The 25,979-nt window shown below is 64.9% G+C and carries 24 protein-coding genes; 17 read left to right on the forward strand and 7 right to left on the reverse strand.

Annotation, left to right across the window (positions count from 1 at the left end; translation table 11 throughout):
• Positions 1-61: 61 nt before the first annotated feature.
• Positions 62-1,144 carry a DUF2336 domain-containing protein gene (locus HZB49_RS28350; RefSeq protein ID WP_291617444.1) on the reverse strand — a complete coding sequence of 361 codons (1,083 nt, stop codon included), beginning with the start codon at positions 1,142-1,144 and terminating at the stop codon, positions 62-64.
• Between the two features lie 358 nt (positions 1,145-1,502).
• Here HZB49_RS28350 and rimP point away from each other — a divergent pair, with 358 nt between their 5' ends.
• The 10 genes from rimP to HZB49_RS28400 all read left to right on the forward strand — a co-directional run bounded on the left by rimP (position 1,503) and on the right by HZB49_RS28400 (position 12,820).
• The gene (rimP, locus tag HZB49_RS28355; RefSeq protein ID WP_291617445.1) at positions 1,503-2,288 is read left to right on the forward strand and encodes a ribosome maturation factor RimP; all 786 of its coding nucleotides are present in this window, start codon (positions 1,503-1,505) and stop codon (positions 2,286-2,288) included.
• 3 nt (positions 2,289-2,291) lie between these two features.
• Positions 2,292-3,905 (forward strand): transcription termination factor NusA, encoded by a 1,614-nt coding sequence (nusA, locus tag HZB49_RS28360; RefSeq protein WP_291617446.1) that lies wholly within the window; start codon positions 2,292-2,294, stop codon positions 3,903-3,905.
• Between the two features lie 82 nt (positions 3,906-3,987).
• A complete protein-coding gene (locus tag HZB49_RS28365; RefSeq protein WP_291617447.1) occupies positions 3,988-4,680 on the forward strand; it encodes an RNA-binding protein in 693 nt (230 codons plus the stop codon).
• A gap of 151 nt (positions 4,681-4,831) precedes the next feature.
• The gene (gene infB, locus HZB49_RS28370) at positions 4,832-7,453 is read left to right on the forward strand and encodes a translation initiation factor IF-2 (RefSeq protein WP_291617448.1); all 2,622 of its coding nucleotides are present in this window, start codon (positions 4,832-4,834) and stop codon (positions 7,451-7,453) included.
• A 156-nt stretch (positions 7,454-7,609) separates the two neighbouring features.
• Positions 7,610-8,029: a 30S ribosome-binding factor RbfA gene (gene rbfA / locus HZB49_RS28375; RefSeq protein ID WP_291617449.1), complete on the forward strand. Its 420-nt coding sequence runs from the start codon at positions 7,610-7,612 to the stop codon at positions 8,027-8,029.
• Positions 8,026-9,120 (forward strand): tRNA pseudouridine(55) synthase TruB, encoded by a 1,095-nt coding sequence (gene truB / locus HZB49_RS28380; RefSeq protein ID WP_291617450.1) that lies wholly within the window; start codon positions 8,026-8,028, stop codon positions 9,118-9,120. The genes rbfA and truB overlap by 4 nt, the downstream gene beginning before the upstream one ends.
• Before the next feature lie 2 nt (positions 9,121-9,122).
• Positions 9,123-9,392, forward strand: coding sequence for a 30S ribosomal protein S15 (gene rpsO / locus HZB49_RS28385; protein ID WP_291617451.1), 270 nt, complete (start codon positions 9,123-9,125; stop codon positions 9,390-9,392).
• Positions 9,393-9,429: 37 nt separating this feature from the next.
• Entirely contained in the window at positions 9,430-9,711 is a 282-nt protein-coding gene (locus HZB49_RS28390; protein ID WP_291617452.1) for a hypothetical protein, read from the forward strand.
• A gap of 12 nt (positions 9,712-9,723) precedes the next feature.
• A complete protein-coding gene (pnp, locus tag HZB49_RS28395; protein ID WP_291617453.1) occupies positions 9,724-11,880 on the forward strand; it encodes a polyribonucleotide nucleotidyltransferase in 2,157 nt (718 codons plus the stop codon).
• 208 nt (positions 11,881-12,088) lie between these two features.
• Positions 12,089-12,820 (forward strand): superoxide dismutase, encoded by a 732-nt coding sequence (locus HZB49_RS28400; RefSeq protein WP_291617454.1) that lies wholly within the window; start codon positions 12,089-12,091, stop codon positions 12,818-12,820.
• Positions 12,821-12,891: 71 nt separating this feature from the next.
• Here HZB49_RS28400 and katG read toward each other — a convergent pair whose 3' ends face one another.
• On the reverse strand, positions 12,892-15,063 hold the full coding sequence (gene katG, locus HZB49_RS28405) for a catalase/peroxidase HPI (RefSeq protein ID WP_291617455.1): 2,172 nt from the start codon (positions 15,061-15,063) through the stop codon (positions 12,892-12,894).
• Positions 15,064-15,167: 104 nt separating this feature from the next.
• On the opposite strand from katG, the gene HZB49_RS28410 reads away from it, so the two are divergent.
• Genes HZB49_RS28410 through HZB49_RS28420 form a run of 3 tightly spaced genes read left to right on the forward strand, consistent with a single transcriptional unit; the run spans position 15,168 to position 17,213 of the window.
• Positions 15,168-16,100, forward strand: a complete 933-nt coding sequence (locus HZB49_RS28410; protein ID WP_291617456.1) for a LysR substrate-binding domain-containing protein — start codon at positions 15,168-15,170, stop codon at positions 16,098-16,100.
• 55 nt (positions 16,101-16,155) lie between these two features.
• Positions 16,156-16,620 carry a GNAT family N-acetyltransferase gene (locus HZB49_RS28415; protein WP_291617457.1) on the forward strand — a complete coding sequence of 155 codons (465 nt, stop codon included), beginning with the start codon at positions 16,156-16,158 and terminating at the stop codon, positions 16,618-16,620.
• On the forward strand, positions 16,617-17,213 hold the full coding sequence (locus tag HZB49_RS28420; protein WP_291617458.1) for a glutathione S-transferase family protein: 597 nt from the start codon (positions 16,617-16,619) through the stop codon (positions 17,211-17,213). Before HZB49_RS28415 ends, HZB49_RS28420 begins: the two co-directional genes overlap by 4 nt.
• Here the strand turns inward: HZB49_RS28420 and fabI are convergent.
• From fabI to fabA, 3 genes are all read right to left on the reverse strand, one after another.
• Positions 17,210-18,016, reverse strand: a complete 807-nt coding sequence (gene fabI / locus HZB49_RS28425) for an enoyl-ACP reductase FabI (protein WP_291617459.1) — start codon at positions 18,014-18,016, stop codon at positions 17,210-17,212. The genes HZB49_RS28420 and fabI overlap by 4 nt on opposite strands.
• 165 nt (positions 18,017-18,181) lie before the next feature.
• On the reverse strand, positions 18,182-19,405 hold the full coding sequence (fabB, locus tag HZB49_RS28430; protein ID WP_291617460.1) for a beta-ketoacyl-ACP synthase I: 1,224 nt from the start codon (positions 19,403-19,405) through the stop codon (positions 18,182-18,184).
• A gap of 51 nt (positions 19,406-19,456) precedes the next feature.
• Complete coding sequence (gene fabA, locus HZB49_RS28435) at positions 19,457-19,981, reverse strand: 3-hydroxyacyl-[acyl-carrier-protein] dehydratase FabA (RefSeq protein WP_291617493.1); 525 nt, start codon at positions 19,979-19,981, stop codon at positions 19,457-19,459.
• Positions 19,982-20,359: 378 nt separating this feature from the next.
• Here fabA and irrA point away from each other — a divergent pair, with 378 nt between their 5' ends.
• The gene (gene irrA, locus HZB49_RS28440; RefSeq protein WP_291617494.1) at positions 20,360-20,809 is read left to right on the forward strand and encodes an iron response transcriptional regulator IrrA; all 450 of its coding nucleotides are present in this window, start codon (positions 20,360-20,362) and stop codon (positions 20,807-20,809) included.
• A gap of 143 nt (positions 20,810-20,952) precedes the next feature.
• On the opposite strand, the gene HZB49_RS28445 is transcribed toward irrA, so the two are convergent.
• Positions 20,953-21,477 (reverse strand): SH3 domain-containing protein, encoded by a 525-nt coding sequence (locus HZB49_RS28445; protein WP_291617461.1) that lies wholly within the window; start codon positions 21,475-21,477, stop codon positions 20,953-20,955.
• Between the two features lie 319 nt (positions 21,478-21,796).
• Here HZB49_RS28445 and HZB49_RS28450 point away from each other — a divergent pair, with 319 nt between their 5' ends.
• The gene (locus HZB49_RS28450) at positions 21,797-22,798 is read left to right on the forward strand and encodes a D-glycerate dehydrogenase (RefSeq protein WP_291617462.1); all 1,002 of its coding nucleotides are present in this window, start codon (positions 21,797-21,799) and stop codon (positions 22,796-22,798) included.
• Positions 22,799-22,904: 106 nt separating this feature from the next.
• Positions 22,905-23,603: a uridine kinase gene (locus HZB49_RS28455; protein ID WP_291617463.1), complete on the forward strand. Its 699-nt coding sequence runs from the start codon at positions 22,905-22,907 to the stop codon at positions 23,601-23,603.
• On the opposite strand, the gene moeB is transcribed toward HZB49_RS28455, so the two are convergent.
• Positions 23,578-24,378: a molybdopterin-synthase adenylyltransferase MoeB gene (gene moeB / locus HZB49_RS28460; RefSeq protein ID WP_291617464.1), complete on the reverse strand. Its 801-nt coding sequence runs from the start codon at positions 24,376-24,378 to the stop codon at positions 23,578-23,580. The two genes, HZB49_RS28455 and moeB, sit on opposite strands and share 26 nt — an antisense overlap.
• A gap of 210 nt (positions 24,379-24,588) precedes the next feature.
• Between moeB and HZB49_RS28465 the strand changes: the two genes are divergently transcribed.
• Positions 24,589-25,932: a serine protease gene (locus tag HZB49_RS28465; protein ID WP_291617465.1), complete on the forward strand. Its 1,344-nt coding sequence runs from the start codon at positions 24,589-24,591 to the stop codon at positions 25,930-25,932.
• Positions 25,933-25,979 lie beyond the last annotated feature (47 nt).

Genomic DNA, 25,979 nt, shown 5'->3' on the forward strand with positions numbered 1-25,979 from the left:
CGCCTTGGCCGGGAGCATAGCCCGCTACTTTGGGCTTGGGGAGCAATTCCTGATTGCAGGACTACGCCGCCTGGCGCGTCTTCCAGAAGGTGACCACCCGCTCGGCGGTGGACGGCATCAGCCGCGCAAAATTGACGCGGGCGCCTTCGATATCGGCCGGCGAGGCCACGCGGTTCGGGCCGAGCCGCAGCAGGATCAGCGCGCGCACGGTGGCCCATTCGAGCCCGATCACCTTGCTCACGATCAGGATCGGGTCGTAGCGGTCGCCCGAGATCAGCCGGTCGAGCGTTGCGATCTTCACGCCCGACATCGCCGAGAGCGCCGCGATCGACTCCTCGTATTTGTGTGCCTTCGCGAATTCGAGCAGCGCGCTTTCGTTGAGCCTGCCGGAAGTGTGCAGCGCCAGGATGGCGAGCTGCGCCGGCTCGAAATTGCGGTGGCCTTCGACCGGCACCATCAGGCCGGAGATGTCGCTCATCGCCTGCCGGATCGCGGCCTGCCTGCCGGGTTTTGCCGCTTCGAGCAGCCGGCGGCGGACGGCGTCGATCGAACCGGCGAGCAGTTCCTTGAGATTGTCGTCGGAGAGATCGTCGCGCTGGCCGACGGTGAGCGTCAGCACGCCGTCCTGGCCGGCGCGCTTGATCAACGCCGCATAGCCGGTTGTGGAGAACGCAGCGCCCGAATTGCCCGCCGCGCGGCGCACCACCTCGCGGTCGCCGCGGCGCACGATGACGTCGGTCAAGCCGGTCGAAAGCGCCGGCCGCTCCGCCATGGCAAGCAGATGCTCCTGGCCCTTTTCGCGCGCGATCTCGACCAGCACCTTCTCGTCGATGACGGGGGAGCGGCGCAGCAGCGGACCCGCGATCATGATCTCGTCCTCGCGCGCGAGCTTGCCGACCAGGTTGCGCGGCGCATTGGCGACGGAAGCCATCTTTTCGGCGATGTCGGCGCGGATCGTCAGCTCGGTGCCGGGCACGAGCCCGATCAGGATGCCGTCGAAGAACTCGACATGCTCAGGCCGAAAGCCGGCCGCACCTTCGAAAAACAGCTCGGCGATCCGCCGCGCCGCATCGGCACGACGGTTCGGATCGTCACCCCTGACGATTTCATCGAGCCCGGGGATCAGCGACGTCGCGAGAGCCATCAAACCTACTCAACCCGGCGCACTTTGCCGGGTTGCTGGGCAATCTAGGCAGGCGAGATGAACGAAGCGTTTCGGAGCAAATCGGCCCGAAGCGAGCTGAATTCTTGCTTAACGGGGCCTGTTGACGGGTCTCGACGTCTATTGGGCCTTGCCGGATTGCGGCAAAACCGCTATATCGGCAGCAACTTACATGTCTCATACGATCGCGTATTGAGAGTGGGCCCCCCGGGACCCGCTCTTTTTTATTACCTGAACGAGGCCGGCCCGAAGCGGGGCGCGGCGGCTGTTCGGGGAGCCGGCCGGGCCCAGGCCTAAGGCCCTGTCAAACCTGCACAAACGAGCGAACTTGACGCTGCTGATGACCGATCGAACCGCGCCTTCAATGGATGCCGGATTGCTGGCCGAGCCACGCCTCGTGGTCGAGCCGGGGATGGCGGCGCGGGTGTCGGCGATTGCGGAGCCGGTGCTACAGGGGATGGGCTATCGCCTCGTCCGCACCCGCGTTTCCGGCGAAGCCGGCTGCACGGTGCAGATCATGGCCGAGCGGCCGGACGGAACCATGCTGATCGAGGATTGCGAGGCGGTGTCGCGGGCGCTGTCCCCGGTGCTCGACATCGCCGATCCCATCGAGCGCGCCTATCGGCTGGAAATTTCCTCGCCGGGCATCGACCGCCCGCTGGTGCGCAGGTCCGATTTCGAGCGCCATGCCGGCCATCTCGTGAAGATCGAGATGGCGGTTGCAGCCCACGGCCGCAAGCGCTTTCGCGGGTCGATCGCCGGCGTCGAAGGCAATGCCGTGCGCATCCGGCGCGACGATTTGAAGGCCGGCGAAGATGCCGAGGTACTGCTGGTCATCGAAGAGATCGCCGATGCGCGTCTCGTCCTCACCGACGAGCTGGTCGCGGAATCGATGCGGCGCGGCAAGGCCGCCGAGCGCGAGATGCGCCGGGATCTCGGGCTGGCGCCGCCGCTGCCCGAACATGCCAGGCGCGATCTGTCGAAGGGCCACAAGCCCAGGAATCCCAAGAAGAATCCCAAGACTCTTCCGAACAGCCAGAAGCCGCTACCCGAGAACACCAAGCAACACCGCCTCGCCGCCGAACGCGCGCGCAGGGGCGAAATCGATCCTACCGAAGGAGACTAGACCATGGCAGTCAGCGCCAACAAACTCGAACTGCTGCAGATCGCAGACGCCGTTGCGCGCGAGAAGTCGATCGACCGTTCGATCGTGATCGCCGCGATGGAGGACGCCATCGCGAAAGCGGCGCGCGCCCGCTACGGCAGCGAGACCGACGTGCACGCCGAGATCGACGCCAAGAAGGGCGAGCTGCGGCTGTCGCGCCACATGCTCGTCGTCGAGAACGTCGAGAACCACGCCAACCAGATCTCGCTGGCCGATGCCCGCCGCGCCAATCCGGGCGCGCAGATCGGCGACACCATCGCCGACACCCTGCCGCCGCTGGAATATGGCCGCATCGCCGCGCAATCCGCCAAGCAGGTGATCGTGCAGAAGGTGCGCGAAGCCGAGCGCGACCGCCAGTACCAGGAATTCAAGGACCGTATCGGCGACATCGTCAACGGCGTGGTCAAGCGCGTCGAATATGGCAGCGTGATCGTCGATCTCGGCCGCGGCGAGGCCATCATCCGCCGCGACGAGATGCTGCCGCGCGAGGTGTTCCGCAACGGCGACCGCGTCCGCGCCTACATCTTCGACGTCCGCCGCGAAACCCGTGGGCCCCAGATTTTCCTCTCCCGCACCCATCCGCAATTCATGGCGAAGCTGTTCGCGCAGGAAGTGCCGGAGATCTATGACGGCATCGTCGAGATCAAGGCGGTCGCCCGCGATCCCGGCTCGCGTGCCAAGATCGGCGTGGTCTCGCGCGATTCCTCCGTCGACCCCGTCGGCGCCTGCGTCGGCATGCGCGGTTCGCGCGTGCAGGCCGTGGTGAACGAGCTGCAGGGCGAGAAGATCGACATCATTCCGTGGTCGCCCGACATCGCGACCTTCGTGGTCAACGCGCTGGCGCCGGCCGAAGTCGCCAAGGTCGTCATCGACGAGGACCGCGAGCGCATCGAGGTCGTGGTGCCCGACACCAACAACCAGCTTTCGCTGGCGATCGGCCGCCGCGGCCAGAACGTCCGCCTCGCCTCGCAGCTCACCGGCTGGGACATCGACATCCTGACCGAGCAGGAGGAATCGGAGCGCCGCCAGGCCGACTTCGAGAATTCGACCCGCGTCTTCATGGAAGCGCTCAATGTCGACGAGGTCGTCGGTCAGCTGCTGGCGTCGGAAGGCTTCACCTCGGTCGAGGAACTGGCGCTGGTCGACGTGCGCGAGCTCGCCGGCATCGAGGGCTTCGACGAGGAAACCGCCAACGAGTTGCAGAACCGCGCCAAGGAATATCTCGAGGCGCTGGAAGCCGAGCTGGAAAGCCGCCGCAAGGAACTCGGCGTCGAGGACGACGTAAAGGATGTCCCCGGCATCAATTCCAAGATGATGGTCAAGCTCGGCGAGAACGACGTCAAGACGGTCGAGGACCTCGCGGGCTGCGCCACCGACGACCTCGTCGGCTGGACCGAACGCAAGGAGGGAGCCGAGCCCGTCAAGCATGCCGGCTTCCTCGACGGGATCGAGGTTTCCCGCGAAGACGCCGAAGCCCTGATCATGCAGGCGCGCGTCAAGGCGGGCTGGATCACCGAGGAAGAGCTCGCCAAGCAGTCTGCGGAGGCCGAAGCCTCCGAAGACCAGCCGGCGGCCTGAGCCGCGCGTTCGGCAGAAGTGGAGACCGGTTTTGCGTCAAGGATTCGCGCCAGATAAAGCGGCTTAGGGAGATGCCCCGCGCATGCTCGCCATCGCCAGCCCCGAACTCGACAACGGGCCGCGGACCGACAGGTCCGCGACGATGCGGATGTGCGCGGTCAGCCGCGAGGTTCGCCCCGTCGACGAGCTGATCCGTTTCGTCCTGTCGCCGCAAGGCGAGGTGATTCCGGACCTGAAGCGCAAATTGCCGGGCCGCGGTCTCTGGATTTCGGCCTCCCGGACGCGGGTTGCGGAAGCGGTTCGGCGTAACCAATTCAGCCGTGGGTTCAAGCGCGACGTCCGCGCCGCGCAGACCCTGGCCTCCGATACCGAAAAACTGCTGGTCAAGAGCGCCATCGAGGCGCTGGCCATGGTGGCAAAGGCCGGCCAGGTGGTGGCGGGCTTTGCCAAGGTCGAGGAGGCCCTCCATGGGGGGCCGGCCAAGTCCGGGGTATCGGCCCTGATCCATGCCTCGGACGGGGCGGCCGATGGAATCCGCAAATTGGACGCCATCGTCAGGCAAAGGGGCGGGAATCATGGTGAATCCGCGCCTTTCCCCATTGTCACCGTGCTGACATCCGCAGAATTGGATTTGGCACTAGGGCGGTCAAATGTGATACATGCTGCGCTGCTCGCGGGCCCGGCGGGCAAGACCTTCCTGTCGCGTAGCCAGATCCTGGTCCGATACCGGATGGCGGACGACGACAAGACGGCCGGGGGCGGCAAAGAATTCTGAAGCATGATCCGGAAAAGTGGGGACCGGTTTTCCGAAGGGATCATGCTCAAACAACGATAGGGCGGGATGACGATTCGACGTCATCCAGCTCGCGACACACTGCAATCAAATGTGCGCGATGCGCACAGCGTAACGAGATTAGGACTGCTGAATGGTTGATACCAAAACGCCTGGCGACAAGCTGAGCATGCCGAGCAAGACCCTGACGCTGAAGCCGCGGGTCGAGACCGGCACCGTGCGCCAGAGTTTCAGCCACGGCCGCAGCAAGCAGGTTGTGGTTGAAAAGCGCGGCAAGCGCCGCCTGCCCGGCGAGGCAGCCTCGCCTGGCGAAGCACCCGCGCCAGAGCCCGTTGCCAAGGCCGCCCCCGCCAGGCCTGCGCCGGGTGGACGTCCTGCCGCGCCGGCCGCACCGCGCTCAGGTTCCGGCGTCGTGCTGCGCACGCTGACCGAGGATGAACGTTCCGCCCGCGCCAGCGCGCTCGCCGATGCCAAGGTGCGCGAGGAAGAAGAGCGCCGGATCGCCGAAGAGGAAGCCAAGCGCCGCGCCAGCCGCGAAGGCATCGAGCAGGCCGAACGCGAGGCCGCCGAAGCCCGCCGCAAGGCCGAGGAAGAGCGGCATCGCCACGAGGAAGAGGCCAAGCGCAAGGCCGAGCAGGAAGCCAAGCGCCGCTTCGGCGAAGCCGAGGCTGCCGCAGCAAAGCCTGCCGCGACGGCCAAGCCTGCGACGACGACCGTCCGTACGCCCCCTTCCGTCAAGGCGCCCGGCATTGCCGTCGAAGTCGAAGAGGACGACGGTCCGCGACAGATCCGCCGCGGTCCCGGCGGCGCAATCCGCCCCGCCGCCGCGCCGAAGACCACCCACAAGCCCGGCCCGCAGAAGCAGCGCGGCCGCCTTACCGTGACCACCGCGCTCAACGCCGACGAAGTGCGTGAGCGTTCGATCGCCTCGTTCCGCCGCCGCACCCAGCGCCTGAAGGGCCATGCGTCGAACGAAGCCAAGGAAAAGTTGATCCGCGAAGTGATTATTCCCGAAGCGATTACGATCCAGGAACTCGCCAACCGCATGTCGGAGCGCGCGGTCGACGTCATCCGCATGCTGATGAAGCAGGGCGCGATGCACAAGATCACCGACGTGATCGACGCCGATACCGCGCAGCTGATCGCCGAGGAACTCGGCCACACCGTCAAGCGCGTCGCCGCCTCCGACGTGGAAGAAGGCCTGTTCGACGCGGTCGACGATTCCACCGACACCGAGCCGCGTTCGCCCGTGGTGACCGTGATGGGTCACGTCGACCACGGCAAGACCTCGCTGCTCGACGCGCTGCGCCACGCCAATGTGGTGTCCGGCGAAGCCGGCGGCATCACCCAGCATATCGGCGCCTATCAGGTGACCTCGCCCGAGAGCGGCAAGAAGATCACCTTCATCGACACGCCCGGCCACGCCGCGTTCACCGCGATGCGCGCCCGCGGCGCCAAGGTGACCGACATCGTCGTGCTGGTGGTGGCGGCCGATGACGGCGTCATGCCGCAGACGGTGGAAGCCATCAACCACGCCAAGGCGGCCAAGGTGCCGATGATCGTGGCGATCAACAAGATCGACAAGCCCGATGCGAAGCCGGAGCGCGTGCGCACCGAGCTCCTGCAGTACGAGGTGCAGGTCGAATCGCTCGGCGGCGACGTCGTCGACGTCGAGGTTTCCGCCAAGAACAAGACCAACCTCGATCGCCTGCTCGAAATGATCGCGCTGCAGGCCGACATCCTCGAGCTGAAGACCAATTCGCAGCGTCCCGCCGAAGGCACCGTGATCGAGGCCAAGCTCGACCGCGGCCGCGGTCCGGTGGCGACCGTGCTGGTCCAGCGCGGTACGCTCCGCATCGGCGACATCATCGTGGCCGGCGCCGAGATGGGCCGCGTCCGCGCACTGATCTCCGACCAGGGCGAGAATCTCGAGGAGGCCGGCCCGTCCGTGCCGGTCGAGGTGCTCGGCTTCAACGGCCCGCCGGAAGCCGGCGATCGCCTCGCCGTGGTCGAGAACGAAGCCCGCGCCCGCCAGGTCACCAGCTACCGCGCGCACCAGAAGCGCGAGAATGCCGCCGCCTCGATCTCGGGCATGCGCGGCTCGCTCGAGCAGATGATGTCGCAGCTCAAGACCGCGGGCCGCAAGGAATTCCCGCTGATCGTCAAGGCCGACGTGCAGGGCTCGCTGGAAGCGATCCTCGGCTCGCTGGAAAAGCTCGGCACCGAGGAAGTCGCCGCCCGCATCCTGCATGCCGGCGTCGGCGGCATCTCCGAGTCCGACGTGACGCTCGCCGAAGGCTTCAACGCCGCGATCATCGGCTTCTCCGTCCGCGCCAACAAGGAAGCGGCGGCAGCGGCCAAGCGCAACGGCATCGAGATCCGCTACTACAACATCATTTACGACCTGGTCGACGACATCAAAAAGGCGATGTCGGGCCTGCTCGCGCCGACGCTGCGCGAAACCATGCTCGGCAACGCGCAGATCCTGGAAATCTTCAACATTTCCAAGGTCGGCAAGGTCGCGGGCTGCCGCGTCACCGACGGCACCGTGGAACGCGGTGCCAACGTGCGCCTCATTCGCGACAACGTCGTCGTGCACGAAGGCAAGCTGTCGACGCTGAAGCGCTTCAAGGACGAAGTGAAGGAAGTTCAGTCCGGCCAGGAATGCGGCATGGCGTTCGAGAACTACGGCGACATGCGCGCCGGTGACGTCATCGAGTGCTATCGTGTGGAGACGATCCAGCGCTCGCTGTAAGTCCGAATCTTACAAAGCGACTGGATTTTTTGCGAACTGAACTAAGGGCGTCATGGCCGGACGCGTTCCGGCCATCCACGCCCTGTCCCGATTGAAACGAGAAAGACGCCATCGCCCGGCAATCGCGCGGGCCATGGCGGTTTTGAGAAAACCGTTATGCCTCGGCATCATCAGAAGAAGGGCTCCGCCCCCGGCGGTTCGCAGCGGCAATTGCGCGTCGGCGAGCTGGTACGGCATGCGGTGGCCGATATCCTCGCACAGGGCAGCGTGCATGACGCGGACCTCGAGGGCCACATCATCACCGTGCCGGAAGTGCGGATGTCACCCGACCTCAAGCTTGCGACCGTCTACGTGATGCCGCTCGGCGGACGCGACACCGAGCTCGTGATTGCTGCACTCGACCGCAACAAGAAGTATCTGCGCGGCGAGATCGCACACCGCGTTAACCTGAAATTTGCACCTGAGATTCGATTCCGCGCCGACGAGCGATTCGACGAAGCGGAACGGATCGAGAAATTACTGCGAACACCTGCGGTGCAGAGAGACCTCGCACCCGGACAGGACGACAAGGAATGACCGTGACCACGGCGAACAGCGCGCCGGATGCGCAGAATGCGCAAGCCCGCGACGCCAACGAAAATATTTTTCCGGATGCGCAGCGCGAGCCGCGCCGCACCAACAACGATCCGCGCAACAAGCAGCAGCAGGTCAAGCGCGACCGCCGCGACGTCCATGGCTGGGTCGTGCTCGACAAGCCGATCGGCATGACCTCGACCCAGGCCGTGGCCGTGGTGAAGCGCCTGTTCAATGCCAAGCGCGCCGGTCATGCCGGCACGCTCGATCCGCTCGCTTCCGGCGGACTGCCGATTGCGCTCGGCGAGGCCACCAAGACCGTTCCCTTCGTGATGGACGGCCGCAAGCGCTACCGCTTCACGGTGTGCTGGGGCGAGGAGCGCGACACCGACGACACCGAGGGCCGGGTGGTCAGGACCAGCGAGTTGCGCCCGACGGCGGAGGCGATTTCGGCCCTCTTGCCCCGCTTTACCGGGTTGATCGAGCAGATCCCGCCGCAATATTCGGCCATCAAGGTGCAGGGCGAGCGGGCCTATGACCTGGCGCGGGACGGCGAGACGGTCGAGCTGGCGCCCCGCCCGATCGAGATTCACTATTTATCCCTTGTAGAACAACTAGATAGCAACCGATCGGTGTTCGAGGCCGAGTGCGGCAAGGGAACCTATGTGCGGGCGCTCGCCCGCGATATCGGCCGGATTTTGGGCTGTTTCGGCCATATCTGCGAGCTGCGCCGTACCTTGGTGGGCCCGTTTACCGAAGCGGACATGATTCCGCTGGAAGAATTGGAGGCTTTGTGCAATAGAGCCGCGTCCGGCGAGGGAAGCCTCGCCGACGCGCTCCTGCCCGTTGAGACCGCGCTGGACGACATCCCGGCACTGGCCGTCACACGGGCGGATGCGGCAAGGCTCCATCGGGGCCAGGCCGTTTTGTTGCGCGGACGGGATGCGCCCAATAGTAGCGGCACAGTCTATGTCACGGTGGCAGGCCGGCTTTTGGCGCTTGCCGAACTGGGCAATGGCGAACTCATCCCCAAGCGCGTGTTCAACCTGACCGGGCTGGTTGCCAGCTCCGGCCGCAACGATGAAAGAAGTTGACGATGTCGATTACCGCGCAACGCAAAGCGGAAGTCATCAAGACCAATGCCACCAAGGCCGGCGATACCGGCTCTCCCGAGGTGCAGGTTGCGATCCTGTCGGAACGCATCAACGCCCTCACCGACCATTTCAAGACCCACGTGAAGGACAACCATTCCCGCCGTGGCCTCTTGAAGCTCGTGTCGACGCGCCGCTCCCTGCTCAACTACCTGAAGAACAAGGACGAGGCGCGTTACAAGGCGCTGCTCGAGAAGCACAACATCCGTCGCTGAGCACGTCACGACGCGCGCCGCTGGCGCGCGTTTTCGCATGATCTTTACGGAAGATCCGGCTTTCGATTCCCGAAAGACGATCATGCACAAGGCCATGACCCCGAAAGACATGACGGGTCATGCGCAAAGCAAGCGTCCAGCAGCAATCCGGCCGCTGGACCGGGCAAGGTGCCCAAGACTGACGAGAGGATGGACGCCATCCGAGACATCAAGACCATGGCAGGATCGCCGGATGCTGATCGGCATTTTCGATCAGCATCTCGCCATCTTGCGCATGGTCTTTTTGTTTTTGGGCGGACGGCCTTTCGTGAACCCATGAAAGAAGACCGATATGTTCAATAAGCATTCCGTGGAAATCGATTGGGGTGGACGTCCCCTCAAGCTTGAGACCGGCAAGATCGCCCGGCAGGCCGACGGCGCCGTGGTGGCGACCTATGGCGAGACCGTCGTGCTCGCCACCGTGGTGGCGGCGAAGACGCCGCGCGAGGGCGTGGACTTCCTGCCGCTCACCGTCGACTACCAGGAAAAGACCTATGCCGCGGGCCGCATTCCCGGCGGCTATTTCAAGCGCGAAGGCCGGCCGACCGAAAAGGAGACGCTGGTCTCCCGCCTGATCGACCGCCCGATCCGTCCGCTGTTCGTCGACGGCTGGCGCAACGAGACCCAGGTGATCGTCACCGTGCTGTCGCATGACATGGAGAACGATCCCGACATCGTGGCGCTGGTGGCGGCTTCCGCCGCACTGACGCTTTCCGGCGCACCGTTCAAGGGCCCGATTGGAGCGGCCCGCGTCGGCTTCGCCAACGACGAATTCATCCTCAACCCGACGCTCGACGAGATGGTCGACACCCAGCTCGACCTCGTCGTCGCCGGCACGGCGGACGCCGTGCTGATGGTGGAATCGGAAGCCAAGGAGCTCAACGAAGACGTCATGCTCGGCGCCGTGATGTTCGGCCACCGCCATTTCCAGCCGGTGATCAATGCGATCATCGATCTGGCGGAAAAGGCGGCGAAGGAGCCGCGCGAGGTCACGGTCATCGACAATTCGGCGATCGAGAAGGAAATGCTCGGCATGATCGAGCAGGAGCTGCGCGCCGCCTACGCCATTCCGGTGAAGCAACAGCGCTACGCCGCTGTCGGCGCCGCCAAGGAAAAGGTGATGGCGCACTACTTCCCGGAAGGCCAGGAGCCGAAATACGACAAGCTCCGCGTCGCCGGCGTGTTCAAGGAACTGGAAGCCAAGATCGTCCGCTGGAACATCCTCGACACCGGCCGCCGCATCGATGGCCGCGACGTCAAGACGGTGCGCAACATCGTCAACGAGGTCGGCGTGCTGCCGCGCGCCCATGGCTCGGCGCTTTTCACCCGCGGCGAGACCCAGGCGCTGGTGGTCACCACGCTCGGCACCGGCGAGGACGAGCAGTACATCGACGCGCTGTCGGGAACGTACAAGGAGCAGTTCCTGCTGCACTACAACTTCCCGCCCTACTCGGTCGGCGAGACCGGCCGTCTCGGCGGCACCAAGCGGCGCGAGACCGGACATGGCAAGCTCGCCTGGCGCGCCATCCATCCCGTGCTGCCGCCGCACCATGAGTTCCCCTACACGATCCGCGTGGTGTCGGAGATCACGGAGTCCAACGGCTCGTCGTCGATGGCATCGGTCTGCGGCGCCTCGCTGTCGCTGATGGATGCCGGCGTGCCGCTGAAGCGGCCGACCGCGGGCATCGCGATGGGCCTCATTCTCGAGGACAAGCGTTTTGCGGTGCTGTCCGACATCCTCGGCGACGAGGACCATCTCGGCGACATGGACTTCAAGGTGGCGGGCACGGAAGCCGGCATCACCTCGCTGCAGATGGACATCAAGATCGAGGGCATCACCGAGGAGATCATGCGTGTCGCGCTTGGCCAGGCCAGGGACGGACGCATCCACATCCTCGGCGAGATGTCCAAGGCCCTCACCGCTGCGCGCGCCGAACTCGGCGAATACGCGCCGCGCATCGAGACCTTCAAGATCGCCACCGACAAGATCCGCGAAGTGATCGGCACCGGCGGCAAGGTGATCCGCGAGATCGTGGAGAAGACCGGCGCCAAGATCAACATCGAGGACGACGGCACCGTGAAGGTCGCCTCCGCCGACGGCGAGGCGATGAAGGCCGCCATCAAGTGGATCAAGTCGATCGCCTCCGATCCGGAAGTCGGCCAGATCTACGAAGGCACCGTGGTCAAGGTGATGGAGTTCGGCGCCTTCGTGAACTTCTTCGGCGCCCGCGACGGCCTGGTCCATATCAGCCAGCTGGCTTCGGCCCGCGTGCAGAAGACCTCCGACGTCGTCAAGGAAGGCGACAAGGTCAAGGTCAAGCTGCTCGGCTTCGACGACCGCGGCAAGACGAGGCTGTCGATGAAGGCGGTCGACCAGGCCACCGGCGAGGATCTCGAGGCCAAGGGCAAGTCCGAGGCTCCCGCGCCGCGGGAAGCGGCCGGCGAATAGGCGCCTGCGACATCACAATCCGGAAAGGGCGGCCGCAAGGCCGCCCTTTTTGTTTGTTCCCTCACCCGCTGCGCCCCTAGGATAGCCTGCGCGATTCCGCCGCAGCGTCACCGTGACTGCATTCGAAAACGGGTATGACGCCTCCCGCGTATCTCATCGCGCTGTCGCGCGTTGTGCACAGCAGACCCGCCCCTGACAGGAGAAACCAATGTCAACCCTATCCCGGCGCCATCTCATGTTCGCCGCTACCGGTATCATCGCCGCTGCCGCCGCCCCGCGTATCGTGTTCGCGCAGGGGCAGATGGCACCGGCGGGTCCGTTCAAGCTCGATCCGCTCGCCTATCCCGCCAACTCACTGGAGCCGCATATCGACGCCAGGACGATGGAAATCCATCACGACCGGCATCATCAGGCCTTCATCACCAATCTGAACAATTTCGCCAAGGACAACCCGCAGATCGCGGCCAAGCCGGTACCGGACATCCTCGGCAATCTCAACGACGTGCCGGAAGCGATCCGCACCGGCGTGCGCAACAGCATGGGCGGTCATGCCAACCACACCATGTTCTGGCAGATCATGGGCCCCAACGGCGGCAAGGCGGAAGGCGACGTGCTGGCCGCGATCGACCGCGACCTCGGCGGCATGGAGAAATTCCAGACCGACTTCAATGCGGCCGGCGGACGGGTGTTCGGTTCCGGCTGGGTGTTCGTGACCGTGACGAAAGACGGCAAGCTCGCCATCGAGACGCGTCCCAACCAGGACAATCCGATGATGGACGGCAAGCGCGTGCTGCTCGGCAACGACGTGTGGGAACACGCCTATTACCTCAACTACCAGAACCGCCGCGCCGACTATCTCAAGGCGTGGTGGAACACGGTGAACTGGAAGGTGATCGGCGAGCGCTTTGCGGCCGCCAAGGCCGGCACCCTCGGCGTTTAGGCAAGAGAAAACCGGGTGCAGGTCATCCCTGCACCCGGTTCGCCTGCCGGTCAAACTACCGGCGATCGGTTCTAGCGACGAACAATGTCGTAGCGGTCGAGGTCCATCACCTTGCTCCACGCCGCCACGAAGTCCTTGGCGAACTTCTCCTTCGAGTCCTTGCACGCATAGACTTCCGCGAAGGCGCGGAGCTGCGAGTGCGAACCGAAGATGAGGTCGATGCGGGTGCCGGTCCACTTCGCCGCGTCGGTCTTGCGGTCGCGGCCCTCGTAGGAATTCTCCCCGGTCGGGTGCCAGACCGTGCCCATGTCGAGCAGGTTGACGAAGTAGTCGTTGGTCAGCGCACCCGTCTTTTTGGTGAAAACGCCGGCCTTCGATCCGCCGGCATTGGCGCCGAGCACGCGCAAACCGCCGACCAGAACCGTCATCTCCGGACCCGTCATCCGCAGCAGTTGCGCGCGATCGATCAGCGCCTCCTCGGGCTTCATGAACTGAAGCCGCTTGCCGCTGACATAATTGCGGAAGCCGTCGGCGCGCGGCTCCAGCGGCGCAAAGGAATCGGCGTCCGTCTGCTCCTGCGAGGCGTCCATGCGTCCCGGCGTGAACGGCACCTTGACGTTGACGCCGGCGGCCTTCGCGGCCTTCTCGACCGCGGCGGCACCGCCGAGCACGATCAGGTCGGCCAGCGACACCTTCTTGCCGCCCTTGGCCGACTTGTTGAAGGCGGCCTGGACCGCCTCGAGCTTGCCCAGCACCTTGGCGAGCTCAGCCGGATTGTTCACTTCCCAATCCTTCTGCGGGCTTAGGCGAATGCGCGCGCCATTGGCGCCGCCGCGCTTATCCGAACCGCGGAAGGTCGACGCCGATGCCCACGCAGCCGAGACGAGCTGCGCCACCGACAGGCCGCTGGCCAGGATCTTCGCCTTCAGGGCGGTGATGTCCCGAGCGTCGATCAGCTTGTGATTGAGCTTCGGAATCGGATCCTGCCAGATCAGCGTCTCCTTCGGCACCAGCGGGCCGAGATAGAGCTGGATCGGGCCCATGTCGCGGTGGGTGAGCTTGAACCAGGCGCGCGCGAACGCGTCCGCGAATTGGTCGGGATGCTCGTAGAAGCGCCGCGAGATTTTTTCGTAGGCGGGATCGAAGCGCAGCGACAGGTCGGTGGTCAGCATGGTCGGCACATGCTTCTTCGAGGGGTCGAAGGCGTCGGGGATCGTGGCTTCGGCATTCTTCGCCTTCCACTGCTTCGCGCCGGCCGGGCTCTTGGTCAGCTCCCACTCGTTCTCGAACAGGTTCTTGAAGAAGTGGTTGCTCCACTTCGTCGGTGTCTGCGTCCAGGTGACTTCCGGGCCGCCGGTGATGGCGTCGGCGCCGATGCCGGTGGCATGCTTGCTCTTCCACCCCAGGCCCTGATCTTCCAGCGCGCCGGCTTCCGGCTCCGGTCCGACCAGCGACGGATCGCCGGCACCGTGGGCCTTGCCGAAGGTGTGGCCGCCGGCGATCAGCGCGACGGTCTCTTCATCATTCATCGCCATGCGGAAGAAGGTTTCGCGGATATCCTTGGCCGCCGCGAGCGGGTCGGGATTGCCGTTAGGACCTTCCGGATTGACGTAGATCAGGCCCATCTGCACGGCGCCGAGGGGCTCGGAAAGCTGGCGTTCGCCGCTGTAGCGTTCGTCGCCGAGCCACGAGCCTTCGGGGCCCCAGTAGAGCTCCTCCGGCTCCCAGACATCGGCGCGGCCGCCCGCGAAACCGAACGTCTTGAATCCCATGGATTCCAGCGCGACGTTGCCGACCAGAACCATCAGGTCGGCCCAGGAAATCTTGCGGCCGTATTTCTGCTTGATCGGCCACAGCAGGCGGCGCGCCTTGTCGAGGTTCGCGTTATCCGGCCAGGAGTTCAGCGGCGCAAAGCGCTGCTGTCCGGCGCCGGCGCCTCCGCGGCCGTCGGTGATGCGGTAGGTGCCCGCCGCGTGCCACGCCAGGCGGATGAACAATCCGCCATAGTGACCGAAATCCGCCGGCCACCACGGCTGCGAGTCCGTCATCAGGGCGCGCAGGTCCCGGGTGAGGGCCTTGAGGTCGAGAGACTTGAACTCCTTGGCGTAGTCATACGCCGCGTCCATCGGATCGGACAAAGTGGAATTGCGGTGAAGCACCGAAATGTCCAGCGCATCCGGCCACCATTCGCGGTTCGAATGTCCACGGCTGCCCGTGAACGGGCATTTTGTTCTGTCGTCCATGATCGTCTCCTGGCGGTCGTTTCCTGAGGGGATTGGAAGCAATCTAAGCAGGCTATCCCATCAGGGGAAGTTGATTTTAATGATCGAAGCGATAAGATAATCTGATGATAAATCCTACGCTCCGTCAGCTCCGGTATTTCGATGCGCTGGCCCGACATGGCCATTTCGGCCGCGCCGCCGAAGCATGCTCGATTTCGCAGCCGGCCTTGTCGATGCAGATCAAGGAAATGGAGGAAGGCCTCGGCGGCACGCTGCTCGAACGAAGCGCCCGCCAGGTCACGCTCACCCGGCTCGGCGAGGAGCTGATCGAGCGCGTCCGCGACATCCTGCGCTCGGTCGACGAGCTCGGCGATTTTGCGCGCGCCTCGCGCGACCGCTTTGCCGGACGGCTGCGCATCGGCATGATCCCGACGGTTGCGCCCTATCTGCTGCCCCGCATCATCGGCGACCTGACGCGGATGCATCCGGAACTCGATATCCAGGTGCGCGAAGCGCTAACATCCAAGCTGATCCAGGAGCTTTCCGAGGGCCGGCTCGACACCGCGATCGTTGCGCTGCCGGTATCGGAGGCCTCGCTGACCGAGGTGGCCCTGTTCAGCGAGGATTTCCTGCTGGTGCGGCCTCTCGAGGACGAGGGAACGCCAGTGCCCAGCCGCGAGATGCTGCGCGAGATGCGGCTGCTGCTGCTGGAAGAAGGCCACTGCTTCCGCGACCAGGCGCTGTCGTTCTGCAAGATGCATTCCTCGCCGCGCGAGCTGTTGGACGCGAGTTCGCTGTCGACGCTGGTGCAGATGGTGAGCGCCGGCGTCGGCGTCACGCTGATCCCGGAAATGGCCGTCCAGGTGGAGACACGCTCGGCGGCGGTGTCGGTCGCGCGCTTCAGGAACCCGCAGCCGTCGCGAACCATCGGCATGGTCTGGCGCAAGACCAGCCCGCTGGCCCGGCAACTCACGCAAATCTCCGAAGTCGTGTGCCTGTCGGCCGGCAAGCCGCGCGGCAAGCAGACCGCGCCGCCGGCGCGCAACCACCGCAGCTGAACGGCACGCTTGCGTGACGCTTGCATCGCCGGCCGCCCTGGCCGAGAACGTCCGCATGCCGGCTCCGATCATCCGCCCTGCGCTGCCGCGCGAATATGACGAGGTCGCCCGCGTCTGGATGGAGAGCTGGGTCTCCACCGGACTTGCGGAGGCCAGCAACTTCCTGCTCGCCAATCTGCGCGCGCGCGTCCGTCAGGAAATCGAGGGCGGCTGGAGCCTGTTCGTCGCCGACGACAGCGGCATTCTTGCCGCGATGCTGGCGCTGCATCTGCCGGACAGATATCTCGACCAGCTGTTCGTCGCGCCGGAATATCAGGGCAAGGGCGTCGGCCGGCAGCTGCTTGCCTTCACGCGGCAACAATTGCCTGACGAAATCTGGCTGCGCTGCGTACGCGAGAACGAAAAGGCCTGGCGCTGGTACGAGCGCGAGGGATTTGTCCACGAAAAGGAAGAGGTCGCGAGCGCGACGGGATTCATGATGAAATATTATCGATGGAAGAATGAGGAAACGGTCCGATGATGAAACTCTACTGGTCGCCGCGTTCGCGCTCGTTCACCGCGCTCTGGCTGATGGAAGAAGCCGGCGTGCCTTACGAGCGCGTGCTGACCGATATTGCCACCGGCGCGCAGCGCACGCCGGAATATCTCGCGATCAACCCGATGGGCAAGGTGCCGGCGCTGCAGGACGGAGATGCGACGCTGGCTGAAGCCGCCGCGATCTGCGCCTATGTCGCCGAGCGCTGCCCGGAGGCGAAGCTCGCACCGCCCGTCGGCGAACCGTCGCGCGCGAAATATCTCTACTGGTTGTTCTTCGGCCCGAGCTGCATCGAGCCTGCGATCGTGCAGCTTGCCACCAAGATCGAGATGAACCCGGTCGCCGCCGGCTGGGGCGATGCGCAGCGGGTGGTCGACGTTCTCGATGCCGCCCTGCAGAAGGGACCGTGGCTGCTTGGGGAGAATTTCTCCGCCGCCGACATCGTGATCGGCTCGGGCCTGAATTTCGGCGTGCGGCTGTTCAAGATGATCCCGTCGCGGCCGTCGTTCGACGCCTACATCGCGCGCTGCATGGCGCGCCCGGCGTTCCAGCGCGCGGAGAAGATCGCGGCGGGCTAGTCCTTCTCGGGCTTCAGCGTTTCCGGCCGCGGCATCGAGATGATGTTGTAGCCGGAATCGACGTAATGCACTTCGCCGGTGACGCCGCCGGAGAGGCCCGACAACAGGTACAGCGCCGAGCCGCCGAGTTCCTCCAGCGTCACGCCGCGACCGAGCGGCGAGTTCTTCTGCTGGAAGGCGAACATGGCGCGCGCGTCGCCGATGCCGGAGCCGGCGAGCGTGCGGATCGGACCTGCGGAGAGCGCATTGATGCGAATGTTGCGCGGGCCGAAATCGGACGCGAGGTAGCGCACGGAAGCCTCGAGCGCCGCCTTGGCCACGCCCATGACATTGTAGTTCGGCATCACCCGCATCGAGCCGCCGAAGGTGAGCGTGATCATGGTGCCGCCGGATTCCGGCATCAGCTCGGCCGCGCGTTTGGCCAGCTCCGTGAAGGAGAAGCAGGAAATCACCATGGTGCGCGAGAAATTCGCGCGCGTGGTGTCGGCGTAACGTCCCTTCAGCTCGTTCTTGTCGGAGAAGCCGATGGCGTGGACGAGGAAATCGAGGCCGCCCCATTTGGCGCGCAGCGCGGCGAATACCGCATCGACGCTGGCGATGTCCTCGACGTCACAGGGCAGGACGGTGTCGACCTTGAGCTCTTCGGCGAGCGGCTTGACGCGCTTGCCCAGCGCCTCGCCCTGATAGGTGAAGGCAAGCTCCGCGCCCTGGGCCTTGAGTGCCTGGGCGATGCCCCAGGCGATGGAATGATCATTGGCAATGCCCATGATCAGACCGCGTTTTCCCTGCATCAGGCCCGTCATTGTCACCTACTCCATTTACGTCAGGCCCGGGCAAAAGCGCGAAGCGCGTCTTCGCGCCAGATGTCCCGGGCATCCACGGCTTTCTAGCCTAGTACCAAGACGTGGATGGCCGGGACAAGCCCGGCCATGACGACACAACTCAAATTATTCCACGCACGAAGAACGTCACGCATCCATCCGCTTGAACACCAGCGTGGCGTTGGTGCCGCCGAAGCCGAAGGAGTTCGACAGCACCGTGCCGAGCCTGGCATTGTCGATGCGCTTGCGCACGATCGGCATGTCGGCAAACACCGGATCGAGCTCGCTGATGTGGGCGCTTTCGCAGACGAAACCGTTGTTCATCATCAATAGCGAGTAGATCGCTTCCTGCACGCCCGTGGCGCCGAGCGAGTGGCCGGTGAGCGCCTTGGTCGCCGAGATCGGCGGGCACTTGTCGCCGGTGCCGAACACCTTGCGGATCGCCTCGATCTCCGGGGGATCGCCGGCCGGCGTCGAAGTGGCGTGCGGGTTGATGTAATCGACCGGCGTCTTCACGGTCGCCAGCGCCATGCGCATGCAGCGCTCGGCGCCTTCGCCGGACGGCGCCACCATGTCATAGCCGTCGGAGGTCGCGCCGTAACCGACCACCTCGCCATAGATGCGCGCGCCGCGCGCCTTGGCGTGCTCGAGCTCTTCCAGAACGACAACACCGGCGCCGCCGGCGATGACGAAACCGTCGCGGCTGACGTCGTAAGGACGCGAGGCGGTGGCGGGCGTGTCGTTGTATTTCGAGGACATCGCGCCCATGGCGTCGAACAGCACCGACAGCGACCAGTCGAGCTCCTCGCAACCGCCGGCGAAGATGACATCCTGCTTGCCCATCTGGATCGTCTCATAGGCATTGCCGATGCAATGGTTCGACGTCGCGCAGGCCGACGAGATCGAATAGTTCACGCCCTTGATCTTGAACCAGGTGGCGAGCGTCGCCGATGCGGTCGACGACATCGCCTTCGGCACCGCAAAGGGGCCGACCCGCTTGGGGCCCTTGGTGCGCGTAATGTCGGCGGCTTCGACGATGGTCCGCGCGGACGGCCCGCCCGAACCCATGATGATGCCGGTGCGGATGTTGGAGACTTCGGACGGCTCGAGACCGGAATCCTGGATCGACTGCTCCATCGCGATGTGATTCCAGCCCGCGCCATCGGCGAGGAAGCGCATGGCGCGGCGGTCGATCACGTCGGAGGGATTGAGCGTCGGTGCGCCCTGCACCTGCGAACGGAAGCCAAGCTCCTTGTATTTCGAAGCATGGGTGATGCCGGACTTTGCCTCATGCAGGCTCGACAGCACTTCCTGGGTGTTGTTTCCGATGGACGAGACGATGCCCATCCCCGTGATGACAACCCGCCTCATGTTCGCCTCGCCCTGTCCGTTCATCCTTGGTGTGATAGCTTGCAGACAAGTTCAATTGCCGGGCTGCGTGCCCTGCCTGAACAGTCCGACCTTCAGGTCCTTCGCGCGATAGATAATCTCGCCGTCCATGGAAAGCCACCCGTCGGCAATGCCGAGCACCAGCTTTCCACGCATCACACGCTTGATATCCGTCTGGTAGACGACCTTTTTGGCGTGCGGCAGGACCTGGCCGGAGAACTTCAGCTCGCTCAGCCCCAGTGCCCGGCCACGGCCCTCGCCGCCGATCCAGCCGAGGTAGAACCCAACCATCTGCCACAGGGCGTCGAGCCCCAGGCAGCCCGGCATGACCGGGTCGTTCTTGAAATGGCAGCCGAAAAACCAGAGATCCGGCTTCACATCGAGCTCAGCGCGGACCAGGCCCTTGCCATATTCGCCACCGGTATCGGTGATCTCGCTGATGCGGTCGAACATCAGCATCGGCGGCAGCGGCAACTGGGCATTGCCGGGACCGAACAATTCGCCTCGGCCGCAGGCCAGCAAATCCTCATACTCATAGCCGTTGCGCCGATTGAGCATCGTATCAAGAACCTCTCGAATTCCGGATTGCGCGTTTTGGGCGGGGATAGCAACCCCGCGGGCGACGCACACCGTCCCCAGGCAAGCCGCGCAGGCGCTGATGCCCTGCAGGAACCGGCATTGGCCAATGCTGAAATCGCATGGCTCGGATCGGGGCGCTCTGTAACATGCCATCCACAGGCGGCAAAGCGCCGATGCGGGGTAAATCGCCGCGCCGGCCTGCAACGTTCCGCTTAACCTTGGTCAAGTTCTAGTTGCGAAAAACTTGCATCTGAGGCGTTTCCCTCTATATTCCAGCAGAATAGAGCTGGAAGTACGAGTACGGGCCCGACCTTGGATATCAACGACGCAACGACCCGCAACGACGATGCGGACAACATGGCGGTACGCCCGGCCGGACATCAACCCGCGCTGACCGGTTGCCCGTGGCATGACGTCAACGAAATGCTGCAGGCCGCTGGATTGCGCCCTACGCGGCAGCGCATGGCCTTGGGCTGGCTGCTGTTCGGCAAGGGCGCGCGGCACCTCACCGCGGAAATGCTTTACGAGGAAGCGACGCTGGCCAAGGTGCCGGTGTCGCTGGCAACCGTCTACAACACGCTCAACCAGCTCACCGATGCGGGTTTGCTGCGCCAGGTCAGCGTCGACGGCACGAAAACCTATTTCGACACCAATGTGACGGCGCACCACCATTTCTATCTCGAGAACAATCACGAGCTGGTCGATATCCCCGACCCCCATCTCGTGCTCTCGAAGATGCCCGACGTGCCCGAGGGCTACGAAATCGCCCGCGTCGACATGGTCGTGCGCCTGCGCAAGAAGCGCTGAGATCTAAGCCAAGCTGTTAGAGTTTCGTCATGGCCGGGCTTGTCCCGGCCATCCATGTTCTTGAGCTGCGAAAAAAGAAAGACGTGGATGCCCGGGACAAGCCCGGGCATGACGACGTCAACTTGTCCCGCAACTCGCGGGGACTATTCCACCTTCTCGTCGGCGTAGACGCCCCAGAGACGCTGCTGCTCGATCCAGCCGTCAAAGCCGCTGCCGGTGACACGGCACCAGCCGTTCGTGCATTTCTTCACCTGCGCGACGACGCCGGCCTGCAGCTTTGCCGCAATCGCGCTTGCGGGATCGGCGCGGTCATAGAGCGGCGCGAGTTCGTTCTTGCTCTTCATGGTGACGACGGCGGTGCGGCGGCCCGACAGCATGGAGTGATAGACCCAGCCTTCCGAGCCTTCGGAATCGCGCACCCGGCGCCAGTTCTCGAATTCGGCGGTGATCTCCACCGGCAGGCCCGCGCGGGTATAGATCCAGGCCACGTCATTGTCCTTGGTCGGGCCGGCCCTGACATTCACGTGATCCGACTTGAGGCTGACATAGCGCGGAACGGGCAGCCCGCTGGTGGCCGCCGCCGAATCCTTGGCCGCATGACCCGTGCCGGGGACAGCTCCCAGCATCGCCGCCAGCACCACCACCGCACCGAAACGCCCCAACCCCATCAACTCGTCTCCTGTCGAGAACGCGACAGGCTCAACTTCCCGGAGCTGAACCCGCTCGTCTTACGCCAACACCCCAAATCCCTGTGCAGTTGCGGAATCGCCTCGGCTTGCAGTTCCTTGGTTCTTGTCTTGGCCCGGCCTTCTGCTAGAGAGGACGGAACGCAAGAAGAGCCGAATTTTCCCGGGGAAAACCGGGTTAAATGTCGGGGAACCCAAGGAAACGCCGGGGACCGCACTGCAAGATTGCAGTGTCGAACACCCGGGTTAATGAGGTCTGAACGGCAGGCTTTTGTTAAGCTCAGCCTCATGAAAGCAGGAAATGTCGGTTAAGAAAAAGCCTCTCGTCGTCGTCACGCGCAAGCTGCCGGACTCCATCGAGACCCGGATGCGCGAGCTGTTCGACGCGAAGCTCAATCTCGACGACACCCCGATGACGTCCGAGCAGATCGCCGAAGCCGTGTGCACCGCCGACGTGCTGGTGCCGACCGTTACCGACGAGATCAAGGAAGACGTATTGAAGCAGCCTGACTGCAAGCTCAGGCTGATCGCCAATTTCGGCAATGGCGTCGACAATATCGACGTCGCCGCCGCGCATGCCCGCGGCATCACGGTGACCAATACGCCGAAGGTGCTCACCGAAGATACCGCCGACATGACCATGGCGCTGATCCTGGCGGTGCCGCGGCGGATGATCGAGGGCGCTTCCATCCTCACCGAAGGCAAGAACTGGGCGGGCTGGTCGCCGACCTGGATGCTCGGCCACCGCATCGGCGGCAAGCGCCTCGGCATTGTCGGCATGGGCCGGATTGGACAAGCCGTAGCGCGCCGCGCGCGGGCCTTCGGCCTGCAGATCCACTACCACAACCGCCGTCCGGTGGCGCCGCAGATCGCCGAGGAGTTGGGCGCGACCTATTGGGAAAGCCTCGACCAGATGCTGGCGCGGATGGACATCATCTCGGTGAACTGTCCGCATACGCCGGCGACCTATCATCTGTTGTCGGCGCGGCGGCTGAAGCTGATGCGCAGGGAAGCCTATATCGTCAACACCGCGCGCGGCGGGGTGATCGACGAAGACGCCATGGTCAAGCTGATCGAATCCGGCGAGATCGGCGGCGCCGGCCTCGACGTCTACGAGCACGAACCCCTGGTGAATCCGAAGCTGGTGCGGCTCGGCAAGGCCGGCAAGGTGACGCTGCTGCCGCATATGGGCTCGGCCACCATCGAAGGCCGCGTCGACATGGGCGAGAAGGTGATCATCAACATCCGGACCTTCCTCGACAACCACAAGCCGCCGGATCGCGTGCTGCCCAGCATGCTCTGAGCGCGGCGGCGTGCCGGAACCAAAACCGCGAAAACAACCCCATGCAAAGTAGAAATGGGACGCCCTACCGGTTACCTGCTACCGAACATGCGCTGAGCGGAGCGGCGTGAGCGAGACCCGCAACGCGCTGCTGGACCGTCTCGCCGCCACCATTGCGACGTTGCATCCGGACCGGCGCATCCGCGTCGCCATCGATGGCGTCGACGGGGCCGGCAAGACCATGCTGGCGGATGCGCTGGCGCCGCTGGTCATCGCGAAGGGCCGCGAAGTCATTCGGGCCAGTGTCGATGGCTTCCACAACCCGCGCGCCGTTCGCTATGCGCGCGGGCGTCATTCACCCGACGGCTTCTACCTGGATTCCTACGACTACGCCGCGTTTCGCCGCCTGCTGCTCGATCCGCTGGGGTCCGGCAGCTCAGGCAATTACATCGCAAGACATTTCGACCATCGCACCGATCAGCCCGTCGTGCCGCGGCCGCAACAGGCAGCCCAGACGGTCGCGCTGATTGTCGACGGCATCTTCCTGCATCGCACTGAATTGCGCGAATGCTGGGATCTCTCGATCTTCCTGCAGGTCGATTTCGCCGTCTCGACGGCGCGCAACGCCGCGCGCGACGGCACACCGGAAGCGCTCGATCCCGAGGCCCCGTCCACCCGCCGCTATGTCGGCGGGCAGCAGCGCTATCTCGCCGAATGCAATCCGCAGCAAGCAGCCGATATCGTGATCGACTACAACGATCCCGGCGCGCCGAAAATACTGAAGTGGAATTCCCGATCGCTCAGCGATGCCCGCTCAGATCGATGATACCGGGTGCATCGCCATTGAGCGGGTTTTGCGGATCGCGCTTGTAGCGCAGCGTCTCGAACCGCATCGACAGCGCATCGACCATCAAGAGGCGGCCGACCAGGCCATCGCCAAAGCCGACGATCTCGCGGATCGCCTCCATCGCCATCATCGATCCCAATACGCCGGCGAGCGCACCCATCACGCCGGCCTCCGCACAGGTCGGCACCGTGCCGGCCGGCGGTGGCTCCGGGAACAGGCAGCGATAGGTCGGGTTCAGCTCGCCTGCCGCATTGCGCTCGTGGGCGCGGATGGTGGTGAGCGAACCGTCGAACATGCCGAGCGCGGCTGTTATCAGCGGCTTGGCCGCGAGATAGCAGGCATCGGAAACGAGATAGCGCGTCTCGAAATTGTCTGAGCCGTCGAGCACGAGGTCGTAGCCGCCGATGACGGCCATGGCGTTGGCGGCGTTGAGCCGGACCGCATGGGATTCGAACAGCACGTGCGGATTGAGCGCGCGGACCTGCTCGGCGGCGCTGTCGACCTTGAGCCGTCCCACCTCCGGCGTGGTGTGGATGATCTGGCGCTGCAGGTTGGACAGCGAGACCCTGTCGTCGTCGACGACGCCGAGCGTGCCGATTCCGGCTGCGGCCAGATACATCAGCGCCGGCGCGCCGAGCCCGCCCGCGCCGATCACCAGCACCGAAGCCTCCTTCAGCGCCGTCTGGCCGGGGCCGCCGACCTCGCGCAGCACGATGTGGCGGGCGTAGCGTTCGAGTTCCTTGTCGCTCAGCATCCGATCTCTCCCCTCATGGTGAGGCTCCGGACGATGCTTGCGCATCGCCTTGAGAACCATGAGGCCCCTGTCTCGCCCGTGGCCCATCCTTCGAGACGCGGCCTGACGGCCGCTCCTCAGGATGAGGTCCCGGCCCCTGAACCGGCGTCCGGTTGTTGCCTGCCAAGCAGATGTGCATAATCGGCCATGGCTGCAATCCCGGGATTAGTCATGAGAACGGTGCTTTCGGCAACATTGTTGGTGGTGGCCATGGGCGGCGCCGCAGAGGCCCAGATGCAGGCGCCGGCTACCGCAGGCGCCCAGCCGAAGCCGGTTGCGACCACGCCAGTGCGTCCGCCAAAGACACAAACCCCGGCCGACACCGCCAATGCCATGGCACAGGCCGAGCGGCTGGCACTGCAATCGGATCTCGCCTGGGTCGGCGAGTATAACGGCGCGATCACGGGCGAAGTCAGCGAGCGCATGGTCAACGCCATCAAGGAATTCCAGAAGAGCCGCGGCGCGAGGCAAACCGGCGTGCTCAACCCGCAGGAGCGCGGCATCCTCGCCGACACCGCGCGGAGGCGGCAGGAAAATGTCGGCTGGAAGATCATCACGGACGCCGGAACCGGTGTGCGGCTCGGCATCCCGACCAAGCTGGTGCCGCAGCAGGCGAGCGACGCCGGCGGCGCGAAATGGACCTCGCCGACCGGCACGGTGCAGATCGTGCTGTCGCGGCGCAAGGAAGCAAACCCCAGCACCGCAAAGCTCGCCGAGCAGGAGAAGAAGGCGAACGGACGCGCGGTCGACTACAACGTGGTGAAGCCCGACTTTTTCGTGCTGTCCGGGCTGCAGGGCCTGAAGAAGTTCTATCTGCGCGGCACCTTCAAGGGCGACGAGGTCCGCATCATGACGATCCTCTACGACCAGGCGGTGGAGAACACGGTCGAGCCGGTCGTCATCGCCATGTCGAGCGCGTTCAACGCATTTCCGACGGGACCGCTGGCCGGACCGCCGGCGCGCAGGACGGTGGAATACGGCACCGGCATCGTCGTGGCCGAGGACGGCAGCATCGTCACCGACCGCCAGCTCGTCGATGCCTGCACCGCCATCGCCATCCCCGGCTTCGGCAATGCCGACCGCGTCGCCGAAGACAAGGAGCGCGATCTCGCGCTGCTGCGCATCTATGGCGCGCGCGGGCTCAAGCCGCTGAATCTCGCCGGTGGCGGCGGCAAGACCGCCGTCGATCTCACGGGGATCGCCGATCCACAGAACCAGGGCGGCGGCAGCGCCGTCAGTACCGTGAAAGCTTCGGTCAGCGGCGCCGATCTCGCGCCGGCGCCGGCGCTCGGTTTCTCGGGCGCGGTTGCCATCGACGCCGACGGCAAGTTCGCAGGCCTCGCGCAGCTCAAGCCGGTGGTGGTCGCGGGCCCCGCCGGCGGCGCGCCATCGCAGGCCGCATTGGTGCCGGCCGATGCCATCAGGGATTTCCTCAAGGCCAATGGCGTCACCGCAGCCGGCACGTCGGCGGACGCCAGGGCCTCCGTGGTGCGCGTGATCTGTGTGCGGAAGTAGGGCGCGGCCTGTACGGACGACCGCCTTGCGGGCCGGGAGTTTTGACG

The sequence above is a fragment of the Bradyrhizobium sp. genome, from assembly GCF_016219575.1.
Lineage (GTDB): Bacteria > Pseudomonadota > Alphaproteobacteria > Rhizobiales > Xanthobacteraceae > Bradyrhizobium.

Bases quoted from the DNA above. Each gene is read 5' to 3' on its own strand.
- HZB49_RS28350 (WP_291617444.1), bottom strand. From the start codon at position 1,144: ATGGCTCTCGCGACGTCGCTGATCCCCGGGCTCGATGAAATCGTCAGG.
- rimP (WP_291617445.1), top strand. From the start codon at position 1,503: ATGACCGATCGAACCGCGCCTTCAATGGATGCCGGATTGCTGGCCGAG.
- nusA (WP_291617446.1), top strand. From the start codon at position 2,292: ATGGCAGTCAGCGCCAACAAACTCGAACTGCTGCAGATCGCAGACGCC.
- HZB49_RS28365 (WP_291617447.1), top strand. From the start codon at position 3,988: ATGCTCGCCATCGCCAGCCCCGAACTCGACAACGGGCCGCGGACCGAC.
- infB (WP_291617448.1), top strand. From the start codon at position 4,832: ATGGTTGATACCAAAACGCCTGGCGACAAGCTGAGCATGCCGAGCAAG.
- rbfA (WP_291617449.1), top strand. From the start codon at position 7,610: ATGCCTCGGCATCATCAGAAGAAGGGCTCCGCCCCCGGCGGTTCGCAG.
- truB (WP_291617450.1), top strand. From the start codon at position 8,026: ATGACCGTGACCACGGCGAACAGCGCGCCGGATGCGCAGAATGCGCAA.
- rpsO (WP_291617451.1), top strand. From the start codon at position 9,123: ATGTCGATTACCGCGCAACGCAAAGCGGAAGTCATCAAGACCAATGCC.
- HZB49_RS28390 (WP_291617452.1), top strand. From the start codon at position 9,430: ATGATCTTTACGGAAGATCCGGCTTTCGATTCCCGAAAGACGATCATG.
- pnp (WP_291617453.1), top strand. From the start codon at position 9,724: ATGTTCAATAAGCATTCCGTGGAAATCGATTGGGGTGGACGTCCCCTC.
- HZB49_RS28400 (WP_291617454.1), top strand. From the start codon at position 12,089: ATGTCAACCCTATCCCGGCGCCATCTCATGTTCGCCGCTACCGGTATC.
- katG (WP_291617455.1), bottom strand. From the start codon at position 15,063: ATGGACGACAGAACAAAATGCCCGTTCACGGGCAGCCGTGGACATTCG.
- HZB49_RS28410 (WP_291617456.1), top strand. From the start codon at position 15,168: ATGATAAATCCTACGCTCCGTCAGCTCCGGTATTTCGATGCGCTGGCC.
- HZB49_RS28415 (WP_291617457.1), top strand. From the start codon at position 16,156: ATGCCGGCTCCGATCATCCGCCCTGCGCTGCCGCGCGAATATGACGAG.
- HZB49_RS28420 (WP_291617458.1), top strand. From the start codon at position 16,617: ATGATGAAACTCTACTGGTCGCCGCGTTCGCGCTCGTTCACCGCGCTC.
- fabI (WP_291617459.1), bottom strand. From the start codon at position 18,016: ATGACGGGCCTGATGCAGGGAAAACGCGGTCTGATCATGGGCATTGCC.
- fabB (WP_291617460.1), bottom strand. From the start codon at position 19,405: ATGAGGCGGGTTGTCATCACGGGGATGGGCATCGTCTCGTCCATCGGA.
- fabA (WP_291617493.1), bottom strand. From the start codon at position 19,981: ATGCTCAATCGGCGCAACGGCTATGAGTATGAGGATTTGCTGGCCTGC.
- irrA (WP_291617494.1), top strand. From the start codon at position 20,360: ATGGCGGTACGCCCGGCCGGACATCAACCCGCGCTGACCGGTTGCCCG.
- HZB49_RS28445 (WP_291617461.1), bottom strand. From the start codon at position 21,477: ATGGGGTTGGGGCGTTTCGGTGCGGTGGTGGTGCTGGCGGCGATGCTG.
- HZB49_RS28450 (WP_291617462.1), top strand. From the start codon at position 21,797: ATGTCGGTTAAGAAAAAGCCTCTCGTCGTCGTCACGCGCAAGCTGCCG.
- moeB (WP_291617464.1), bottom strand. From the start codon at position 24,378: ATGCTGAGCGACAAGGAACTCGAACGCTACGCCCGCCACATCGTGCTG.
- HZB49_RS28465 (WP_291617465.1), top strand. From the start codon at position 24,589: ATGAGAACGGTGCTTTCGGCAACATTGTTGGTGGTGGCCATGGGCGGC.